Source organism: Ottowia sp. oral taxon 894, assembly GCF_001262075.1.
In the GTDB taxonomy this organism is placed as follows: domain Bacteria; phylum Pseudomonadota; class Gammaproteobacteria; order Burkholderiales; family Burkholderiaceae_C; genus Ottowia; species Ottowia massiliensis.
Genome location: NZ_CP012073.1, coordinates 229,863 through 244,773 on the forward strand (window position 1 = coordinate 229,863; position 14,911 = coordinate 244,773).

Genomic DNA, 14,911 nt, shown 5'->3' on the forward strand with positions numbered 1-14,911 from the left:
CGGATTTCCCTCCTTTCAGGCTGCCTTTAAACCAAACAAGGGCGCAAAGCATAGTGGCGCAGCCGCCGCCGGGTATGCCCGCCTTGCGGCAGCCGCCTGCCGCGCACAGACCACCCGCTGGCGGGCTATGGCCCGGGCGATGCGCCCCGCGCATGCTGCTCCGCTGCCCAAGCGGCCCTGCCAGCCGCTCGGCCCGGCTCCAGCAAATCCAGCAACTTCAGCGCCCGCCAGTGCCGCCACAGCGCGGGCAAGGCGGGCGGGGCGTCTGGCGAGGCATCCAGCGGCGCACCGGCGCCAGCCTGCGGCGGGGCCAGCAACAGGCGCTCCACCAGCGGCGCCAGCGGCGTGCGCGCCGGATCGGCCAGCAGCACGTAGCGCGGCAGCGGGCAGGCGCCCTGCGCGCTCAGCTGCCCCGTCCAGCCCAGCTCCTGCAAGGTTTGCAGCACGGGCGGCAATTGCAGCGGATCGGCGCGCAAAGCGGCGGCCAGCTCCATCAGCGTGAGGCCATGCGCGGGCGTGTCGCGGGCGGCGGCCAGCTGCTGCAAGGCTTCAGCGGCCAACTGGAAAGGCCAGCCTGGCGTCTGGCCGCAGCGCAAGCGCGCGCGGGCCGCGCCTGCCGCCTCCTGCAACAAAGGCAGGCTGGCCGCAAGCACCGCACCCAAAAGCACGATGAACCACGAAAGATGCATCCACAGCAGCAGCAGCGGCACGGCGGCGAAAGCGCCGTAAATGAGCGAATAGCTGGGCGCCTGCGCCAGATACAGCCCCATGCCCCAGCGCAGTGCGGCTAGCCCCAGCGCGGCAAAAGCGCCGCCCGCCAGCGCGTGCCGCCAAAGCACGGCCGTATTGGGCACATAGTGGTACAGCAGCGCCAGCCCGCCCATCGGCAGCAGCAGCTGCAAAGCGCGCAGCGCCGCCACGGCGCCCTGCTGGGCATGCCGGGCCACCCCCGCCTCCTGCGGCAGCCAGGCCAGCCACGCGCCGGATTGCGACATCACATAGCTCGTAATCGCCAGGCTGGCGCCCAGCAGCAGCGGCCCCAGCGTCAGCGCCGCCCAATACACCAGCAGGCGCTGCCCCAGCGGGCGCGGGCGCGGCACGCGCCAAATGCCCCCCAGCGCGTGGTCAATGGTGAGCATCAGCGACAGCGAAGTGAACACCAGCACCGCCAGCCCCGCCGCGCCAAGCTGGCTGGCCTTGCCCGCAAAAGCCGTCAGGTTCTCCAGCACGCTCTGGGCAATGCCGGCCGGAATCAGGTTGCCCGCCAGCCACTCTTGCAGCGCCAGCCGCAGCCGCTCAAACGAAGGAAAAGCCGTGAAAAGCGACAGCGCCACCACCGCCAGCGGCACCAGCGCCAGCACCGTGGTGAAAGTCAGCGAGCCGGCCGTCACGCCCAGCCGCTCCTGCGCGCAGCGCCGCATCAGCACGCGCCAGGCCGCCAGCACAGGCGAAGCCGCCGGATTCATGAAATGCCAGGCCAGCCTGCGCGGCAAGAAAAAAAGCCAGCGGGAAAGAGCAGCGCGTTCCGTCATGGCCGGGCATGATGCCTGAGCGCCTGCTCACAGGGCCGGGCCGACTCAAGAAGAGGAGCAAATTCAAAGGGCAGAAAAACGCCTATTGCGCAGTTTGCACTAGGACTTGCAGCTATCAGTTAAGGAGCAAAGAAAGAGCAAAGCTCGTCCCTCGTCTTCCTTTGCCTGCTCCTGGCTCAGGCCTTGCCGCTACCCGTCTTGCAGAGCATCCGCCAGCTGTTTTTCCGTTTGCCATGGGCAGCGGGGGTGAAAAGGGAGCAGCAAAAGGTTCTTCAGGGCGACATACAGATAATCCATGCAAACATCGCATGGCCGCACCTGACAAATTTCAGGAATATTTGAACCGGCCGTCAAACCGGGAAAGACAAAAAAACAAGGCAGTCCGGGTTTGATCATTCACGAAAGCAGAAGAAAACAGTTTGCATCAGGAGCGACCGGAATGAATACTTCTTTGTTTGATGCGGCCAATAAGGCGCTGGATTGTGGAGATGCAGATAAAGCATTTCGCCTTTTCATGCAGGATGCACAAGACGGAGGACCAGATTCATTGAATAGCATTGGTTTCTTGTATGATCATGGGCGGGGCGTGAAAAAAAACCGCAGGCTTGCCATTCAATGGTATCGCCTGGCTGCAAGCAAAGGATATTTTGTCGCATGCTTTAATCTCGGCCTTGTTTACAAAAATGCTGGGCGAAAGAGATTAGCCAGGTTCTGGTTCAAGAAAGCATATGCGTTGGGCGATTTTGACGCGGCGTATGAGCTGGGCATTTTATATGCACGCGCGCCATCCAGGCATATACCTTCCCGCAGATCAGTCAGATATTTTTTGGCAGTGCTCGGGCAAGAATGTTTGACGGATGAGCAGGCAAGGGAAATCAAGCGGTATATTGATCGTACTCTTGTTGGCAAGCGAAGTTTGATGGCAAGGGCCGGTTCTCATTGAACATTATTTTTCATTCCAGACTGTTCGCCGAACAATACGTTTCAGCCGCTTCATGCAAAGCGAATAATTGGAAGATAATATTTATCGCCTTGCATGATGCATGCAGGTGAATTTTTTTCACGCTTGATTGTTCTTTTCAAAGCATGGTTGATTGCTCCGTGGAACAGGGGCATGAATCAAAAAAGAGGGAAACCGGATGACAATGTGCCTGAATGCCATTCGGTATTCAGAGCGTTTATTCATCATTCGCGCAGGCAATTCAATTCGCCTTGTCTTGAAGCAACGGGTGTGTGGCCATTGGCGTATTGGGCGCGCCTTCAGCCGCCCCACAGCGCGGGCTTGTTCACCATGAGCCAGTAGATCACGCCCATGGCTGCGAAGGCGGGGTAGCCCAGCGCCTCCCAGCGGCGGGCGTAGCGCCAGTAGAGCGGGGGCAGGGGCGCGCCCTGGGCGTGGGCGGCTTGCGCCATGCGGGCCATGCGCAGTTGCAGCCAGACGACGGGCAGCCAGCATGCGCCAGCCAGGGCGTAAAGAGCCAGGGTGAGCACGATCCACGGCGCGCCCAGCGGCCAGCCTGCGGCGTGGGCCAGCCACAGGCCGCTGGCGGGCTGGATGAGGATGGCGGGCGTGGTGAACCACCAGTCGGCGCGCACGAGCAGGCGGCTGACGACGGCCTGGGCGGCCACGCTGCCGCTGCGGTTGGCAAAGAACATGTAGAAGGCCGAGCCAAAGCCCGTGCCCACCATGAAAACGCTGCTGACGATGTGCAGCCACTTGACGGCCAGATAGAGGCTGAAGGCGTGGCTCATGGCGCGCGCTTCCACAACACGGCCAGGATGGCGAGGATGGGCAGGTTCTTGCTCAATGGCCCGATGGGGTGCAGCCACAGCGCGGGCAGCAGCGCCGTGGCGGTGAGGGTCAGGCCGATGACGCTGGCCGCCGCCAGGGCATAGGCGGCGCGGCCGGGCCGCCAGATCAGGGCCAGCGCCAGCGCGGCGTCCAGCGCCACGCCTGCGGCGATGAGGGCGTGCGCCAAGGGCAGCGAATGCACGCCGCCTTGCCGCAGCAGCGCCAGGCTCTGGCCGTTGCATTCCAGCAGGCTGGCGGCGATGGTGATGAGCCAGACGGCGATCAGGCTTGCGCGCAGCAGGCGGGCGTCGTCAGGCGAATGGGGGCGCAAAGCAGTAGGCATGGCGGGAGAGGTCATGGCAGGCAAAGTCATGGCAGGCAAAGGCGGAAACGGGACCGGATGGCGTTGGGCCAGGCGCGGCTGCGGGCTTCTTGCCGTCAGGCCATGAAGAAGGCCGCAGGTCATCAAAAACAGGAGCGAATTCAGGGGCCGTGAATTCCGCCTTGCGCAGATTCCACTAGGACGTATTGCTATGGAAACATGAGCGAATTCAGCCGGGCTGGGCGTTCCGCCTGCTTCAGGCGTTCCGGGCGCTGAAGCGCGCGGGCATGCAGGCGCTCCGTGCGTTCTGTGGCTCATGGCGCGCCTCCTTCGTCTCTGCCGTTTTGAGGCTTTCGCACCCCGGGCGCGTCCGCCTGGGCGGCAGCGGCCAAAGCCTGCATGAATTGCGCGGGGGCGGTGGCGGGGCGGCCCAGCAGCTCCGGTAAAGCTGCGGGGCTGGCCACGTTGCCGGCAGACAGCAGGTGCAGCGACTGGGTGCACCACGGCGAAAAGGGCAGCGCGTCGCCCAGGCGGGCGCTGGCGCGGGTGATGCAGGCGGGCAGCGCCAGCGCGCGGGCGGGCGGGCGGCCCTGACTGGCGCGCAGTTGCTGGATGTAGGCGGCCAGCGTCAGCGGCTGGGGGCCTGCCAGCTCCAGCAGGCCGGTGAGGGGGCGGGCGTTCGCCGCATGGCTGGCGGCAGGGCTTGCAGCCAGGCGGGCCACGGCTTCGGCCAAATCCCACACGGCCAGGGGCTGCACGCGGGCGGTGAAGGCGCAGCGCGGCAGCGCGAGCACGGGCAGGCGGGCCAGGGCCAGAAAAAGGCGGGTGCTGGCGCCGCCCGCGCCAAAAACCAGGCTGGGGCGCAAGGCGATGCCATCGAGCCGGCCCTGCGCGGTGAGGGCGAGCAGGCGCTCTTCGGCCTGGCGCTTGGTGCGGGCATAGGGCGTGCGGGCGGCGGGGCCGTCGCCGTCTATGCCCAGGGCGGAGATGTGGATGACGCGCCGCACGCCACTGGCCGCGCAGGCTTCAAACAGGGCGCAGGGCGCATCCGCATGCAGCGCCTGCATGGGGCGCGCGCGGCTGTCGCGCAGCACGCCCACGGCATTGATGACGGCGCTGGCGCCTTGCAGCAGGGGCTGCCAGTCGCTGGCGTGGGTGGCGCGGGTGTAGTCCACCGCCGGGGCGCTGCGGCGGCTGGCGGGGCGCACTTGCCAGCCGGCGGCCCGCAGGGCGCAGGCGATGTGGCGGCCAATGAAGCCGCTGGCGCCGCACAGCAGCGCAAGGGGCGGGGCAGCGGATGCGGCGGATGCGGCGGATGCAGCAGATGGAGTTGCGGCTTGGGCGCTCATGAGCTGGACTCCCCGTCTTCAGGCCAGCACACAGCAGGCGCGGGCGCGGGCACGGCCCCAGGCGGGCGGCGGGCGGCCAGCAGGGCCGCCACGTGCTTCCACACATTGAAAGCAATGAAAGCCACGCTGGCAAACACGCCGCCTGACACCAGCAGCAGCCCGCGCCGCAGGGCCTGCATGGGGTGAATGGCGTCGAAATCGCCCCACAGCAGCACCAGCAGGGCCGTGCCGCTGATGGCCAGCACATAGGCGGCGCGCGTCCAGAAATCGGCGGCAATGGGGCCGCTGCCCTGCCCGTCGTCACACAGGCGGCCAATGGTCTGCATGAGGATGGGGCGCAAATAGCGCATGGCGGCCAGCGGCCCGGCGACGGCAAGCGCCAGGGAGATGAGCAAAGCGGCAAAGGGGGACAGGGACATGGTTTTCTCCGGTTGGGTTGAGGCAATGCATTCGCTACCGCATCAATGGCGCAGGGCCTTTCCGTTTTTGTGGGGACGTTTCGCGGTTTGGGAACCTGCCCGGAGCCTGGCCATGAGGGGGCGCAGACCGCCTGAAGGCCGCGCTTTTCGCGCCTGTCGGCAGCCTTTGAACAGGTTCTTGAGCTTTCATGTCTGCTCCTTTTCTTGATGCGCCTGGGCGGCATCGGCCTGGCTGGCCGGGTTGGCGCAGCTATTTTCATCAGTCATGGCAGTTGCTTTCAAAATTTCAGTTGAAAATGAAAATGATGGACAAAAAAGGGGTGGCGCGCCGCAGCGCGAAGCCTGAAGCCCCGCTCCAGCCGCTGTCCGCAGCCCGGCCAGAGGCGAAGCCAAAGCGCCCGCGCCGCGAAACAAGAGCGGGCCAGCCCGGCGAAGGGGTGAAAGCAAAGGCGCCATCGTTCAAACCTTTATCAAAAACAGAAGCAAATTCAAAGGGTCAGAAATACCGTTCCTCGCAGATTTCACCAAGACATCATGCTATGAAGAAAGGAGCTAGAAAAAGCCGCACGCCCGCCGTCTGCGCCTGGTGCCATTGCGAAGCGCTGAACCCTTCGCGCCGGCGCCCAGTCCTGCCTCAGTCCGGCTTGTCGCGCACGAAGCGTTGCACGCTCGCACCCAGGCGCAGCACTTTCTCCAGCGTGTGGGGCGACAGGCGCAGCATCTCCTCCGTCCACGCGCCCAGCGCCTGCATCAGGCGCAGCGTTTCACGCACGCGGTCTTGCGCCTCGGGTGGCTCCTGGGCGAAGTCTTCGCGCGCGGCCAGCTCGGCCAGCAGGCGCGTGGTGGGGTCGAACTCGCGCTCCTTGCGGCCGCGCACGATGGTGCGGAACAGCTCCCACACATCGCCTGAAGTTTCGAAATAGTCGCGCCGGTCGCCCAGCGTGTGGGTCACGCGCACCAGGCCCCAGTTCTGCAATTCCTTGAGGCTGTTGCTCACGTTCGAGCGCGCCACGCCCAGCGTGGCCGCCAGCTCCTCGGCGTGCAGCGGCCTGCCGTGAATGAACAGCAGCGCGTGAATCTGCGCCACCGTGCGGTTCACGCCCCAGGCCGAACCCATCTCGCCCCAGTGGATGACGAAGCGTTGCTGAATGTCAGTGAGTTCCATGAGCGCGGATTGTAGGCTGGCTGAAATTTCTGTCAAGAATGAAATTTGGCGCGTGAAGCGCCCTGCCCTGCTGGCCCGCGCGCTTGCGGAAAGCCATTCGTCACTCATGCAATTCAGGTTTCCCCTAATATCCGCGCCGGTGCGGCCAATCCGGGCCGCATCTGTTTTTTTGATCTTTCATTTGTGAGCCATATCAACATGAACCGTCGTTCATTCGTGGGCAGCGCCGCTGCCGTCTCCCTTGCCGCCCTGTCGGCTGCCGCCATCGCCGCCGAAGAGCACCAGCACGGCGACCACGCTGCCGCCAAGGCCGCGCCCAACCCCTATGACGCCGCCCGCCTGGCCGCCGCCCACTGCCTGAGCGCCGGTCAGGTGTGTCTGGACCACTGCATTCGCCAGCTCTCCAAGGGCGACACCAGCATGGCCCAGTGCGCCAAGAGCGTGAACCAGATGCTGGCCCTGTGCGGCGCGCTGCAAAGCCTGGCCGCGCAAAACTCCGCCCTCACGCCCGCGCTGGCCAAGGTTTGCGCCAAAGCCTGCAAGGAATGCGCCGACGCCTGCAAGGAGCACGCCGCGCACCACGCCGAATGCAAGGCTTGCCACGAGTCTTGCCTGGCCTGCATCAAGGAATGCGAAAAAATCGCCGCCTGATGCGCTGATGCGGCCCCGGAAAGGCGCGGCAGGCCCGAAACGGGCGTCATGCCTTTTCTTTCCGGATATTTCTGGAAAATCCGCTGCCGGCCCCGCCGCCCGCAGCGGATTTTTTCATGTCCTCCATTTGGCGCCTCAAGCCGCCGCGAATATAAAGCGCCCATTCGCAAAAAGCTGATGCCAGAAACGCGTAAACAAATGCGAACACCAGCGCGGCAAGCCAGAATTTATCCCGCGTTCCGCCGACCAGAATGAACATCATAGCCGGGGCAATCAATAAGGCCGCTGCCATTCGCTGCCACCATTTTGTTTTTATTTTGAGGCATTCATAGCAAATTAACAAAATGATGCTGAGAAACACGCTAAAAACCAAAAACACCATAAAAGCTCCTGCTTGCGCGTAAAAATAAAATGCAAATATGGCCCGAATGAGCCAGCAAAACCGGGCCTTTCAGCCGCCCGGTTTCAACAACTCTTCCTCATGGCGTGAAAAAAGACTTTCTTTCCCTGACATGCGCGCGAGAAATCATTCAGAAAATCCTTAAGAATACTGGAAAAACGCTGTTTCCCGAATATCTTTCCAACTCGCCAGAGCGCGGCCAGCCCGATTTTGATGCACCCTGATTCAATATCCATGCTCGCCGTTCATTTGGATTTCCATTATCCATGCCAGGCAGGCGCAAAAACAGGGCCTATCCGAATGGCCGAATGGCGGGGTGAAATGATTGGAGACGGCGTGAGCGGCATCCGTGCAGGCCGTCGCGCGCTTGCGCCATGAGCCTGGGGCAGGCGGAGATGCGGCGAAGGAAGCAAAGCGTCGTTTTTCGCTCCTTGATTCATAGCAAGACCTCCTCGCCGAATGTGCGGGAACGCCGGTTTCAAGCGGCTTGAATTCGCTCTTCTTTTTAATGCACGCTGCCGCTTCCGGCGGCGAAGGCGCGGCCTGCGGCGGCTACAGACGCTTACATCCGCAGCCGCGCCGATAGAATTTCCCCTTTTTCGACTGCCTTCACTGCCTATGTCTGCCTGGCTCCTGCCGGATCACATTGCCGATGCCCTGCCCGCCGAGGCGCGGCACATTGAAGACTTGCGCCGCCAGCTGCTGGACGCGGCCTGCGCCTATGGCTACGAGCTGGTCATGCCGCCGCTGGTGGAGTATCTGGATTCGCTGCTCACCGGCACGGGCAGCGCGCTGGAGCTGCAAACCTTCAAGCTGGTCGATCAGCTTTCGGGCAAAACGCTGGGCGTGCGCGCCGACACCACGCCGCAAGTGGCCCGCATTGACTCGCACCTGCTGGGGCGCGAAGGCGTGGCGCGCCTTTGCTACTGCGGGCCGGTGCTGCACACGCGGCCCGAGCGCGCGCTGGCTTCACGCGAGCCGCTGCAAATGGGCGCGGAAATTTACGGCTACGCCGGGCGCGAGGCCGATCTGGAAATCCTGCTGCTGGCGCTGGACTGCCTGCGCGCCACCGGCCTGGCCGCGCAAGGGCCGCTCACGGTCGATCTGGCCGATGCCCGCATTCCCCGCGCGCTGCTGGCGGGCCTGCCGCTGGAAGCGGGCGCGCTGGACGAAGTGCTGGCCGCGCTGGCCGCCAAGGATGAAAGCCGGCTGGACGCGCTCACGCGCGACTTTCCTTCCGACACGCGCCAGCGCCTGCTGGCCCTGCCCGGCCTGTATGGCGACGAAAACATGCTGGCGCGCGCCGAGCGCACGCTGGGCACGGCCCCGCTGCTGCGCCAGGCGCTGAAAGATTTGCGCTGGCTGGCCGCGCGGCTGGGGCCGGATGTGCGCGTGAGCTTTGACCTGGCCGACGCGCGCGGCTACGCCTACTACAGCGGCATGCGCTTTGCGGTGTACGCCGGCTCGCCCGCGTGCGAAGACGACGCGCAGGCGCTTTCCAGCGCCGAGCAGGCGCGCCGCCAGGCCCGGGGAGCTGATGCCGTTTTGCGCGGCGGCCGCTACGACGGCGTGGGCGCCGTTTTCAACCCTTATGTGGAGCGCGAACGCCCCGCCGTGGGCTTCAGCCTGGATGTGCGCCACCTGGCCCGCGCCACGGCCCCGCGCGCGCGCCGCGCCGCCATACGCGCGCCGTGGGCCACGCCCGCCGAAGCGCCGCAACTGGCCGCCGCCATTGCCGCGCTGCGCGCACGCGGCGAAACGGTGATCAGCGACCTGCCGGGCACCGAGTGCCAGCCCGACGAATTCGCGTGCGAGTTGCAGCTGGTGGAAATCGCCGGCGAATGGATCGTGCAGCACACATAAATGGCCGCAAAAATGGCCGCGAGCCTTCTCTTTTTTCTTTTTCAGGAGCGCATTTCATGAAAAGCACAAGCGGACGCAACGTCGTTGTCGTCGGCTCCCAGTGGGGCGATGAAGGCAAGGGCAAGCTGGTGGACTGGCTCACCGAAAGCGCGCAAGGCGTGGTGCGCTTTCAGGGCGGGCACAACGCGGGCCACACCCTGGTCATTGGCGGCCAGCGCACGGCGCTGCACCTCATACCCAGCGGCATCATGCGCGCGGGCGTGACATGCTACATCGGCAACGGCGTCGTGCTCTCGCCGGCCAAGCTGCTGGAAGAAATTGCCGAGCTGGAAAAAGCCGGCGTGCAAGTGCGCCTGCGCCTGCGCGTGAGCGAAGCCTGCCCGCTCATCCTGCCCCTGCACGCCGCGCTGGACGTGGCCCGCGAAGCCGCGCGCGAGCAAGGCGGCAGCGAAAAAATCGGCACCACGGGCCGGGGCATCGGCCCCGCCTACGAAGACAAAGTGGCCCGCCGCGCCCTGCGCGCGCAAGACTTGCGCCACCCTGGCCGCTTTGCCGCCAAGCTGCGCGAGCTGCTGCATCTCTACAACTTCATCCTCACCGGCTTGCTCAATTCGCGCCAGCACCCCTTCGGCCCCGCGCTGGCGCCCTACATGAAAGACGGCGAGCTGCTATTTGAACCCATCTACGCCGAGGCCATGCAGCAGGCCGAAGCCATCCGCCCCATGCTGGCCGATGTCTCGCGCGAGCTGAACGAAGCCCACCTGCGCGGCGACAACCTGCTGTTTGAAGGCGCGCAAGGCACCTTGCTGGACGTGGACCACGGCACCTACCCCTTCGTGACCAGCAGCAACTGCGTGGCGGGCAACGCCGCCGCTGGCGCGGGCATCGGCCCCGGCCTGCTGCATTACGTGCTGGGCATCACCAAGGCCTACTGCACCCGCGTGGGCGGCGGCCCCTTCCCCACCGAGCTGGAATGGGAAAAGGAAGGCACCCCCGGCTGGCACATGAGCACCGTGGGCGCCGAGCGCGGCGTCACCACGGGCCGCCCGCGCCGCTGCGGCTGGTTTGACGCCGCCTTGCTCAAGCGCAGCGCGCAAGTCAATGGCCTCTCGGGCCTGTGCATCACCAAGCTCGACGTGCTGGACGGCCTGCCCGAACTCAAACTCTGCGTGGGCTACGAACTGGACGGCCGCCACATCGACCTGCTGCCCCTGGGCGCAGACGACATCGCCCGCTGCAAACCCATCTATGAAACGCTGGAAGGCTGGAGCGACAGCACCGTGGGCCTGACCGAATACGACAAGCTGCCCATCAACGCGCGCCTGTATTTGCAGCGCATCGAACACGCCACGGGCGTGCCCATCCACCTCATCTCCACCAGCCCCGACCGCGATCACACCATCATGACGCGGCACCCCTTCCTGGCCCCATGAGCACCCTGTTCATGCTGGGCGCCGTCAGCGGCAGCGGGCGGCTGCGGCACCGCATCCACATCATCCAGGGCGACAGCGGCTGCCTGGTGTGCCAGTGGTGGAACGGCCCCGGCGGCACGCTGCGGACGGCCGATGCGCAACTGCCCACGCTGGATGCCGTGCAAGCCTTCATTGACCAGCAAGGCTGGCGCGTGCAGTGGCTGCCCAATGACATTGTTTCCCTGCAAGGACCCCGCTGATGCTGACCGAAGACGGCAAACACCTGTATGTGAGCTACGACGAATACCACCAGCTCATCGAAAAGCTCGCCCTCAAAATCCACCTCTCGGGCTGGCGCTTTGACACCATCTTGTGCCTGGCGCGCGGCGGCATGCGGCCCGGCGACATCCTCAGCCGCATCTTCGGCGTGCCGCTGGCCATCATGTCCACCAGCAGCTACCGCGCCGCAGCGGGCAAGGTGCAAGGCCACCTGGACATTGCCCACTACATCACCACGCCCCAGGGCCAGATTGCAGGCCGCGTGCTGCTCGTTGATGACCTGGCCGACACCGGCGTCACGCTGCAAGCCGTGGTGCAGCGCCTGCGCAGCAGCTACCCGCCCATCACCGAAATGCGCACCGCCGTGCTCTGGAGCAAAGGCTGCTCCAGCTTCCAGCCCGACTACTGCGTGGAGCGCCTGCCCACCAACCCCTGGATACACCAGCCCTTCGAGAACTACGACGAACTGCCGCCCGAAAAGCTCATGGCCCGCTGGAAGCTGTGAGCAAGCCGGAAGGCCGCCTGCAATGCCCCGAAAACACTCCTGAATCAGGAGCGAATTCAGACCCATCAAAAGGGCGTTCAGCGCACATTCGGCTAGGACATCATGCTATGGATCAAGGAGCTGATTCTGCCCCGCCCTGCCCTTTCTTCCTGCCCTTCAACCTTCTGCACTCTTGCGCCTCACCATGATCTACGGCATCGGCACTGACATCTGCGACATCCGCCGCATCCGCGCCAGCTTCGGGCGGCATGGCGAGCGCTTCGCCGAAAAAATTCTCTCCGGCGGCGAGCTGGCCGTGTGGCGCCGCCGCAGCGCCCGCTGGCCCGAGCGCGGCCTGCGCTACCTGGCCACGCGCTTTTCGGCCAAGGAAGCGTTCAGCAAGGCCATCGGCACGGGCATGAGCGGCCCCATGCAGTGGCAGCTGTGTGAAATCGCCAACCGCCCCGGCGGCGCGCCGCAAGTGGTGCTGCACGGCGCGCTCCAAAGCTGGTTTGCCGAACGCGGCCTGCGCGCGCACATCAGCCTCACGGACGAGAGCGAATACGCCGCCAGCTTCTGCGTCGTTGAATGCGCCGATGAAGCGGCTGCCCGCATTCAGGCGCCAGGGAGCCAGCCATGACCGCGCTGGAAGAGTTGCTGGCCACCCTCATCGCCCGCGTGGAGCGCCTGACCGAGCGGCTGGACGCCGCCCTGCCCCGCCCGCTGGCCGCGCCCGACTGGCCGCGCGCCGTGGCCTGGCGCTACCGCAAGCGCGGCAGCATCTGCCAGTTCGAGCCGGTGCCCAGCGTGGGCGCCATCGCCCTGGGCGACCTGAAGGAAATCGACGCGCAAAAAGAAAAAGTCGCGCGCAACACCCTGCAATTTCTGCAAGGCCGCCCGGCCAACAACGTGCTGCTCACCGGCGCGCGCGGCACGGGCAAGTCATCGCTCATCCGCGCCTGCCTGAACGAATGGGCCGCGCAGGGCCTGCGCCTGATTGAAGTGGACAAGGCCGACCTGCCCGACCTGCCCGACATCATGGCCCTGGTGGCGGTCCGCCCCGAAAAATTCATCATCTACTGCGACGACCTCAGCTTTGACGAAGGCGAGCCGGGCTACAAGGCCCTCAAAAGCGCGCTCGACGGCAGCGTGGCCGCCGCCGCGCCCAACGCGCTCATCTACGCCACCAGCAACCGCCGCCACCTGCTGCCCGAAACCATGCGCGACAACCTGGCCGCCCGCCACGGCGAAAACGGCGAGCTGCACCCGGGCGAGGCCATCGAGGAAAAAGTCTCCCTCTCCGAGCGCTTCGGCCTGTGGGCGAGCTTTTACCCCTTCAGCCAGGACGAATACCTGCGCATCGCCGCCCAGTGGCTGGCCGCGCTGGGCGCCAGCCCCGCGCAAATCGCCGCCGCGCGGCCCGAAGCCCTGGTCTGGGCGCTGGAGCGCGGCTCGCGCAGCGGCCGCGTGGCGCAGCAATTCGCGCGCGACTACATGGGGCGGCGCGCATCTGATCAACCCCCGGCAGCCGCCGCGCCAGCCACCACGCAAGGCGGCCCGGCATGAACGGCCGCATCCTCCACGCCGACCCGCAGCTGCCCCGCACGGGCGGCGCGCAGCAGGCGCAGCGCCAGGCCATCGACGTGGCCGTCGGCATCCTCATCCGCGCAGACGGCTCATTCCTGCTCACCACGCGCCCGCCCGGCAAAGCCTACGCGGGCTACTGGGAATTTCCGGGCGGCAAGCTCGAAGCGGGCGAAACCGTCGCCCAGGCCCTGGCGCGCGAACTCAATGAAGAGCTGGGCCTGACGCTGGAGGCCGCCGCCATCCGTCCCTGGCGCCAGCAACTGGTGGACTACCCCCACGCCCTGGTGCGCCTGCACTTTTGCAAAGTCCACGCTTGGCGCGGCCAGCCGCAAATGCGCGAAGGCCAGCAGCACGCCTGGCAAACCCTGCCCGTGCAAGTGGCGCCCGTGCTGCCCGGCACGATTCCCGTGCTGCAATGGCTGCAAGAACAAGCGCGGGAAAAACCGCCAGCCGCGCCCTCGGCAAAACCGGCCCATCGCTCCTCAAACAATAGCGGCATGCGCTGACTGCACAAGGACAAACGCCCGATTCCGCGCCTGAAAGTCTCTGGTGACGGCATTTCTTCCACCTCGCAAGGACAAACACCATGACATCCGAACTGCCCGGCCTCATTCCAGACATCGCCGCCCCCGACACCGCCCTGGCCACGCGCATTCAGAGCCTGCTCGACAGCAAAACCAAGCCGACCGGCTCGCTGGGCCGCCTGGAAGCGCTGGCCGTGCAAATCGGCCAGGCGCTGGGCAGCGAAGCGCCGCGCCTGGCGCAGCCGCAAATGCTGGTGTGCGCGGCCGACCACGGCATTGCCGCGCAAGGCGTCTCGCCCTTCCCGGTGGACGTGACTTGGCAGATGGTGCGCAACTTTCTCGCTGGCGGCGCCGCCATCAGCGTGCTGGCGCGCCAGCACGGCGTCGCGCTCACGGTGGCCGACTGCGGCGTTCGCCAGCCCTTTGAAAACGCGCCCGGCCTGCGCCAGATGCGCATTGCCGCCGGCACGGCCGACAGCACGCAAGGGCCGGCCATGAGCCTGGCGCAGTGCGAGCAGGCCATCCGCAATGGCCGCGCGCTGGTGCAAAGCCTGCCGGGCAACGCCGTGCTGCTGGGCGAAATGGGCATCGGCAACACCAGCGCCGCCTCCTTGCTGCTGGCGCGGCTGACAGGGCGCGAAAGCGGCGCCGCGCTGGCCGCATGCGTGGGGCGCGGCTCCGGCCTGGACGACGCGGGCCTGCAACGCAAGTGCGAAACACTGGCGCGCGCCCTGGCGGCCAATGCCGGCGCGCGCACGCCGCTGGCCGCGCTGGCCGCGCTGGGCGGCTTTGAAATCGCCACGCTCACCGGCGCGCTGCTGCAAGCGGCAAGCGAGCGGCGCGTGATCGTCGTCGATGGCTTCATCACCACCGCCGCCGCGCTGGCGGCCTGCGAACTCGCGCCCAACGCGCGCCCCTACTGCGTATTCGCCCACCACTCGCAAGAGCGCGGCCACACGCTCATGCTGGAGCGCCTGCACGCCCAGGCGCTGCTCGATCTGGGCCTGCGCCTAGGCGAAGGCACCGGCGCCATGCTGGCTTGGCCGCTGCTGCAAAGCGCCTGCGCCATCCTGAACGAAATGGCCACGTTTGAATCCGCGCAAGTCTCCAACCGGGCCTGAGGGCTTGCCAA

At 66.0% G+C, this 14,911-nt stretch carries 19 protein-coding genes; 10 read left to right on the top strand and 9 right to left on the bottom strand.

Annotated elements, in window-relative coordinates; all coding sequences use genetic code 11:
• Window positions 1–125: 125 nt before the first annotated feature.
• Complete coding sequence (locus ADJ79_RS00955; protein WP_082202755.1) at window positions 126–1,532, bottom strand: YihY family inner membrane protein; 1,407 nt, start codon at window positions 1,530–1,532, stop codon at window positions 126–128.
• A 439-nt stretch (window positions 1,533–1,971) separates the two neighbouring features.
• Between ADJ79_RS00955 and ADJ79_RS12850 the strand changes: the two genes are divergently transcribed.
• A complete protein-coding gene (locus ADJ79_RS12850; protein ID WP_082202756.1) occupies window positions 1,972–2,475 on the top strand; it encodes a tetratricopeptide repeat protein in 504 nt (167 codons plus the stop codon).
• Between the two features lie 50 nt (window positions 2,476–2,525).
• Here the strand turns inward: ADJ79_RS12850 and ADJ79_RS15545 are convergent, their stop codons facing one another.
• From ADJ79_RS15545 to ADJ79_RS00980, 7 genes are all read right to left on the bottom strand, one after another.
• Window positions 2,526–2,648, bottom strand: a complete 123-nt coding sequence (locus tag ADJ79_RS15545) for a hypothetical protein (protein WP_256381502.1) — start codon at window positions 2,646–2,648, stop codon at window positions 2,526–2,528.
• Between the two features lie 144 nt (window positions 2,649–2,792).
• Entirely contained in the window at window positions 2,793–3,284 is a 492-nt protein-coding gene (locus tag ADJ79_RS00960) for a DUF2269 domain-containing protein (protein ID WP_050716318.1), read from the bottom strand.
• Window positions 3,281–3,697 (bottom strand): DoxX-like family protein, encoded by a 417-nt coding sequence (locus ADJ79_RS00965; RefSeq protein WP_253273842.1) that lies wholly within the window; start codon window positions 3,695–3,697, stop codon window positions 3,281–3,283. The genes ADJ79_RS00960 and ADJ79_RS00965 overlap by 4 nt, the downstream gene beginning before the upstream one ends.
• Window positions 3,698–3,960: 263 nt before the next feature.
• Window positions 3,961–4,995, bottom strand: coding sequence for an NAD-dependent epimerase/dehydratase family protein (locus ADJ79_RS00970; RefSeq protein ID WP_082202758.1), 1,035 nt, complete (start codon window positions 4,993–4,995; stop codon window positions 3,961–3,963).
• Window positions 4,992–5,414 (bottom strand): hypothetical protein, encoded by a 423-nt coding sequence (locus tag ADJ79_RS00975; protein ID WP_050714392.1) that lies wholly within the window; start codon window positions 5,412–5,414, stop codon window positions 4,992–4,994. The genes ADJ79_RS00970 and ADJ79_RS00975 overlap by 4 nt, the downstream gene beginning before the upstream one ends.
• A 186-nt stretch (window positions 5,415–5,600) precedes the next feature.
• On the bottom strand, window positions 5,601–5,870 hold the full coding sequence (locus ADJ79_RS13715; protein ID WP_156303935.1) for a hypothetical protein: 270 nt from the start codon (window positions 5,868–5,870) through the stop codon (window positions 5,601–5,603).
• 178 nt (window positions 5,871–6,048) lie between these two features.
• Entirely contained in the window at window positions 6,049–6,579 is a 531-nt protein-coding gene (locus tag ADJ79_RS00980; RefSeq protein ID WP_050716320.1) for a GbsR/MarR family transcriptional regulator, read from the bottom strand.
• A 198-nt stretch (window positions 6,580–6,777) separates the two neighbouring features.
• On the opposite strand from ADJ79_RS00980, the gene ADJ79_RS00985 reads away from it, so the two are divergent.
• Window positions 6,778–7,230 carry a four-helix bundle copper-binding protein gene (locus tag ADJ79_RS00985; RefSeq protein ID WP_050714393.1) on the top strand — a complete coding sequence of 151 codons (453 nt, stop codon included), beginning with the start codon at window positions 6,778–6,780 and terminating at the stop codon, window positions 7,228–7,230.
• Between the two features lie 46 nt (window positions 7,231–7,276).
• Here the strand turns inward: ADJ79_RS00985 and ADJ79_RS00990 are convergent, their stop codons facing one another.
• Window positions 7,277–7,612, bottom strand: a complete 336-nt coding sequence (locus ADJ79_RS00990) for a hypothetical protein (protein WP_050714394.1) — start codon at window positions 7,610–7,612, stop codon at window positions 7,277–7,279.
• A 636-nt stretch (window positions 7,613–8,248) separates the two neighbouring features.
• Between ADJ79_RS00990 and ADJ79_RS00995 the strand changes: the two genes are divergently transcribed.
• The 8 genes from ADJ79_RS00995 to cobT all read left to right on the top strand — a co-directional run bounded on the left by ADJ79_RS00995 (window position 8,249) and on the right by cobT (window position 14,900).
• Window positions 8,249–9,493, top strand: coding sequence for an ATP phosphoribosyltransferase regulatory subunit (locus ADJ79_RS00995; RefSeq protein WP_050714395.1), 1,245 nt, complete (start codon window positions 8,249–8,251; stop codon window positions 9,491–9,493).
• 56 nt (window positions 9,494–9,549) lie between these two features.
• On the top strand, window positions 9,550–10,926 hold the full coding sequence (locus ADJ79_RS01000; protein ID WP_050714396.1) for an adenylosuccinate synthase: 1,377 nt from the start codon (window positions 9,550–9,552) through the stop codon (window positions 10,924–10,926).
• Window positions 10,923–11,165 (top strand): hypothetical protein, encoded by a 243-nt coding sequence (locus tag ADJ79_RS01005; RefSeq protein WP_050714397.1) that lies wholly within the window; start codon window positions 10,923–10,925, stop codon window positions 11,163–11,165. Before ADJ79_RS01000 ends, ADJ79_RS01005 begins: the two co-directional genes overlap by 4 nt.
• Window positions 11,165–11,689 carry a phosphoribosyltransferase gene (locus tag ADJ79_RS01010; protein WP_050714398.1) on the top strand — a complete coding sequence of 175 codons (525 nt, stop codon included), beginning with the start codon at window positions 11,165–11,167 and terminating at the stop codon, window positions 11,687–11,689. The genes ADJ79_RS01005 and ADJ79_RS01010 overlap by 1 nt, the downstream gene beginning before the upstream one ends.
• 184 nt (window positions 11,690–11,873) lie before the next feature.
• The gene (acpS, locus tag ADJ79_RS01015) at window positions 11,874–12,308 is read left to right on the top strand and encodes a holo-ACP synthase (RefSeq protein ID WP_050716321.1); all 435 of its coding nucleotides are present in this window, start codon (window positions 11,874–11,876) and stop codon (window positions 12,306–12,308) included.
• Entirely contained in the window at window positions 12,305–13,234 is a 930-nt protein-coding gene (locus ADJ79_RS01020; protein ID WP_050714399.1) for an ATP-binding protein, read from the top strand. Before acpS ends, ADJ79_RS01020 begins: the two co-directional genes overlap by 4 nt.
• Window positions 13,231–13,761: an NUDIX domain-containing protein gene (locus ADJ79_RS01025; RefSeq protein ID WP_082202760.1), complete on the top strand. Its 531-nt coding sequence runs from the start codon at window positions 13,231–13,233 to the stop codon at window positions 13,759–13,761. Before ADJ79_RS01020 ends, ADJ79_RS01025 begins: the two co-directional genes overlap by 4 nt.
• Before the next feature lie 80 nt (window positions 13,762–13,841).
• On the top strand, window positions 13,842–14,900 hold the full coding sequence (cobT, locus tag ADJ79_RS01030) for a nicotinate-nucleotide--dimethylbenzimidazole phosphoribosyltransferase (protein ID WP_050714400.1): 1,059 nt from the start codon (window positions 13,842–13,844) through the stop codon (window positions 14,898–14,900).
• The last annotated feature ends 11 nt before the right edge of the window (window positions 14,901–14,911 follow it).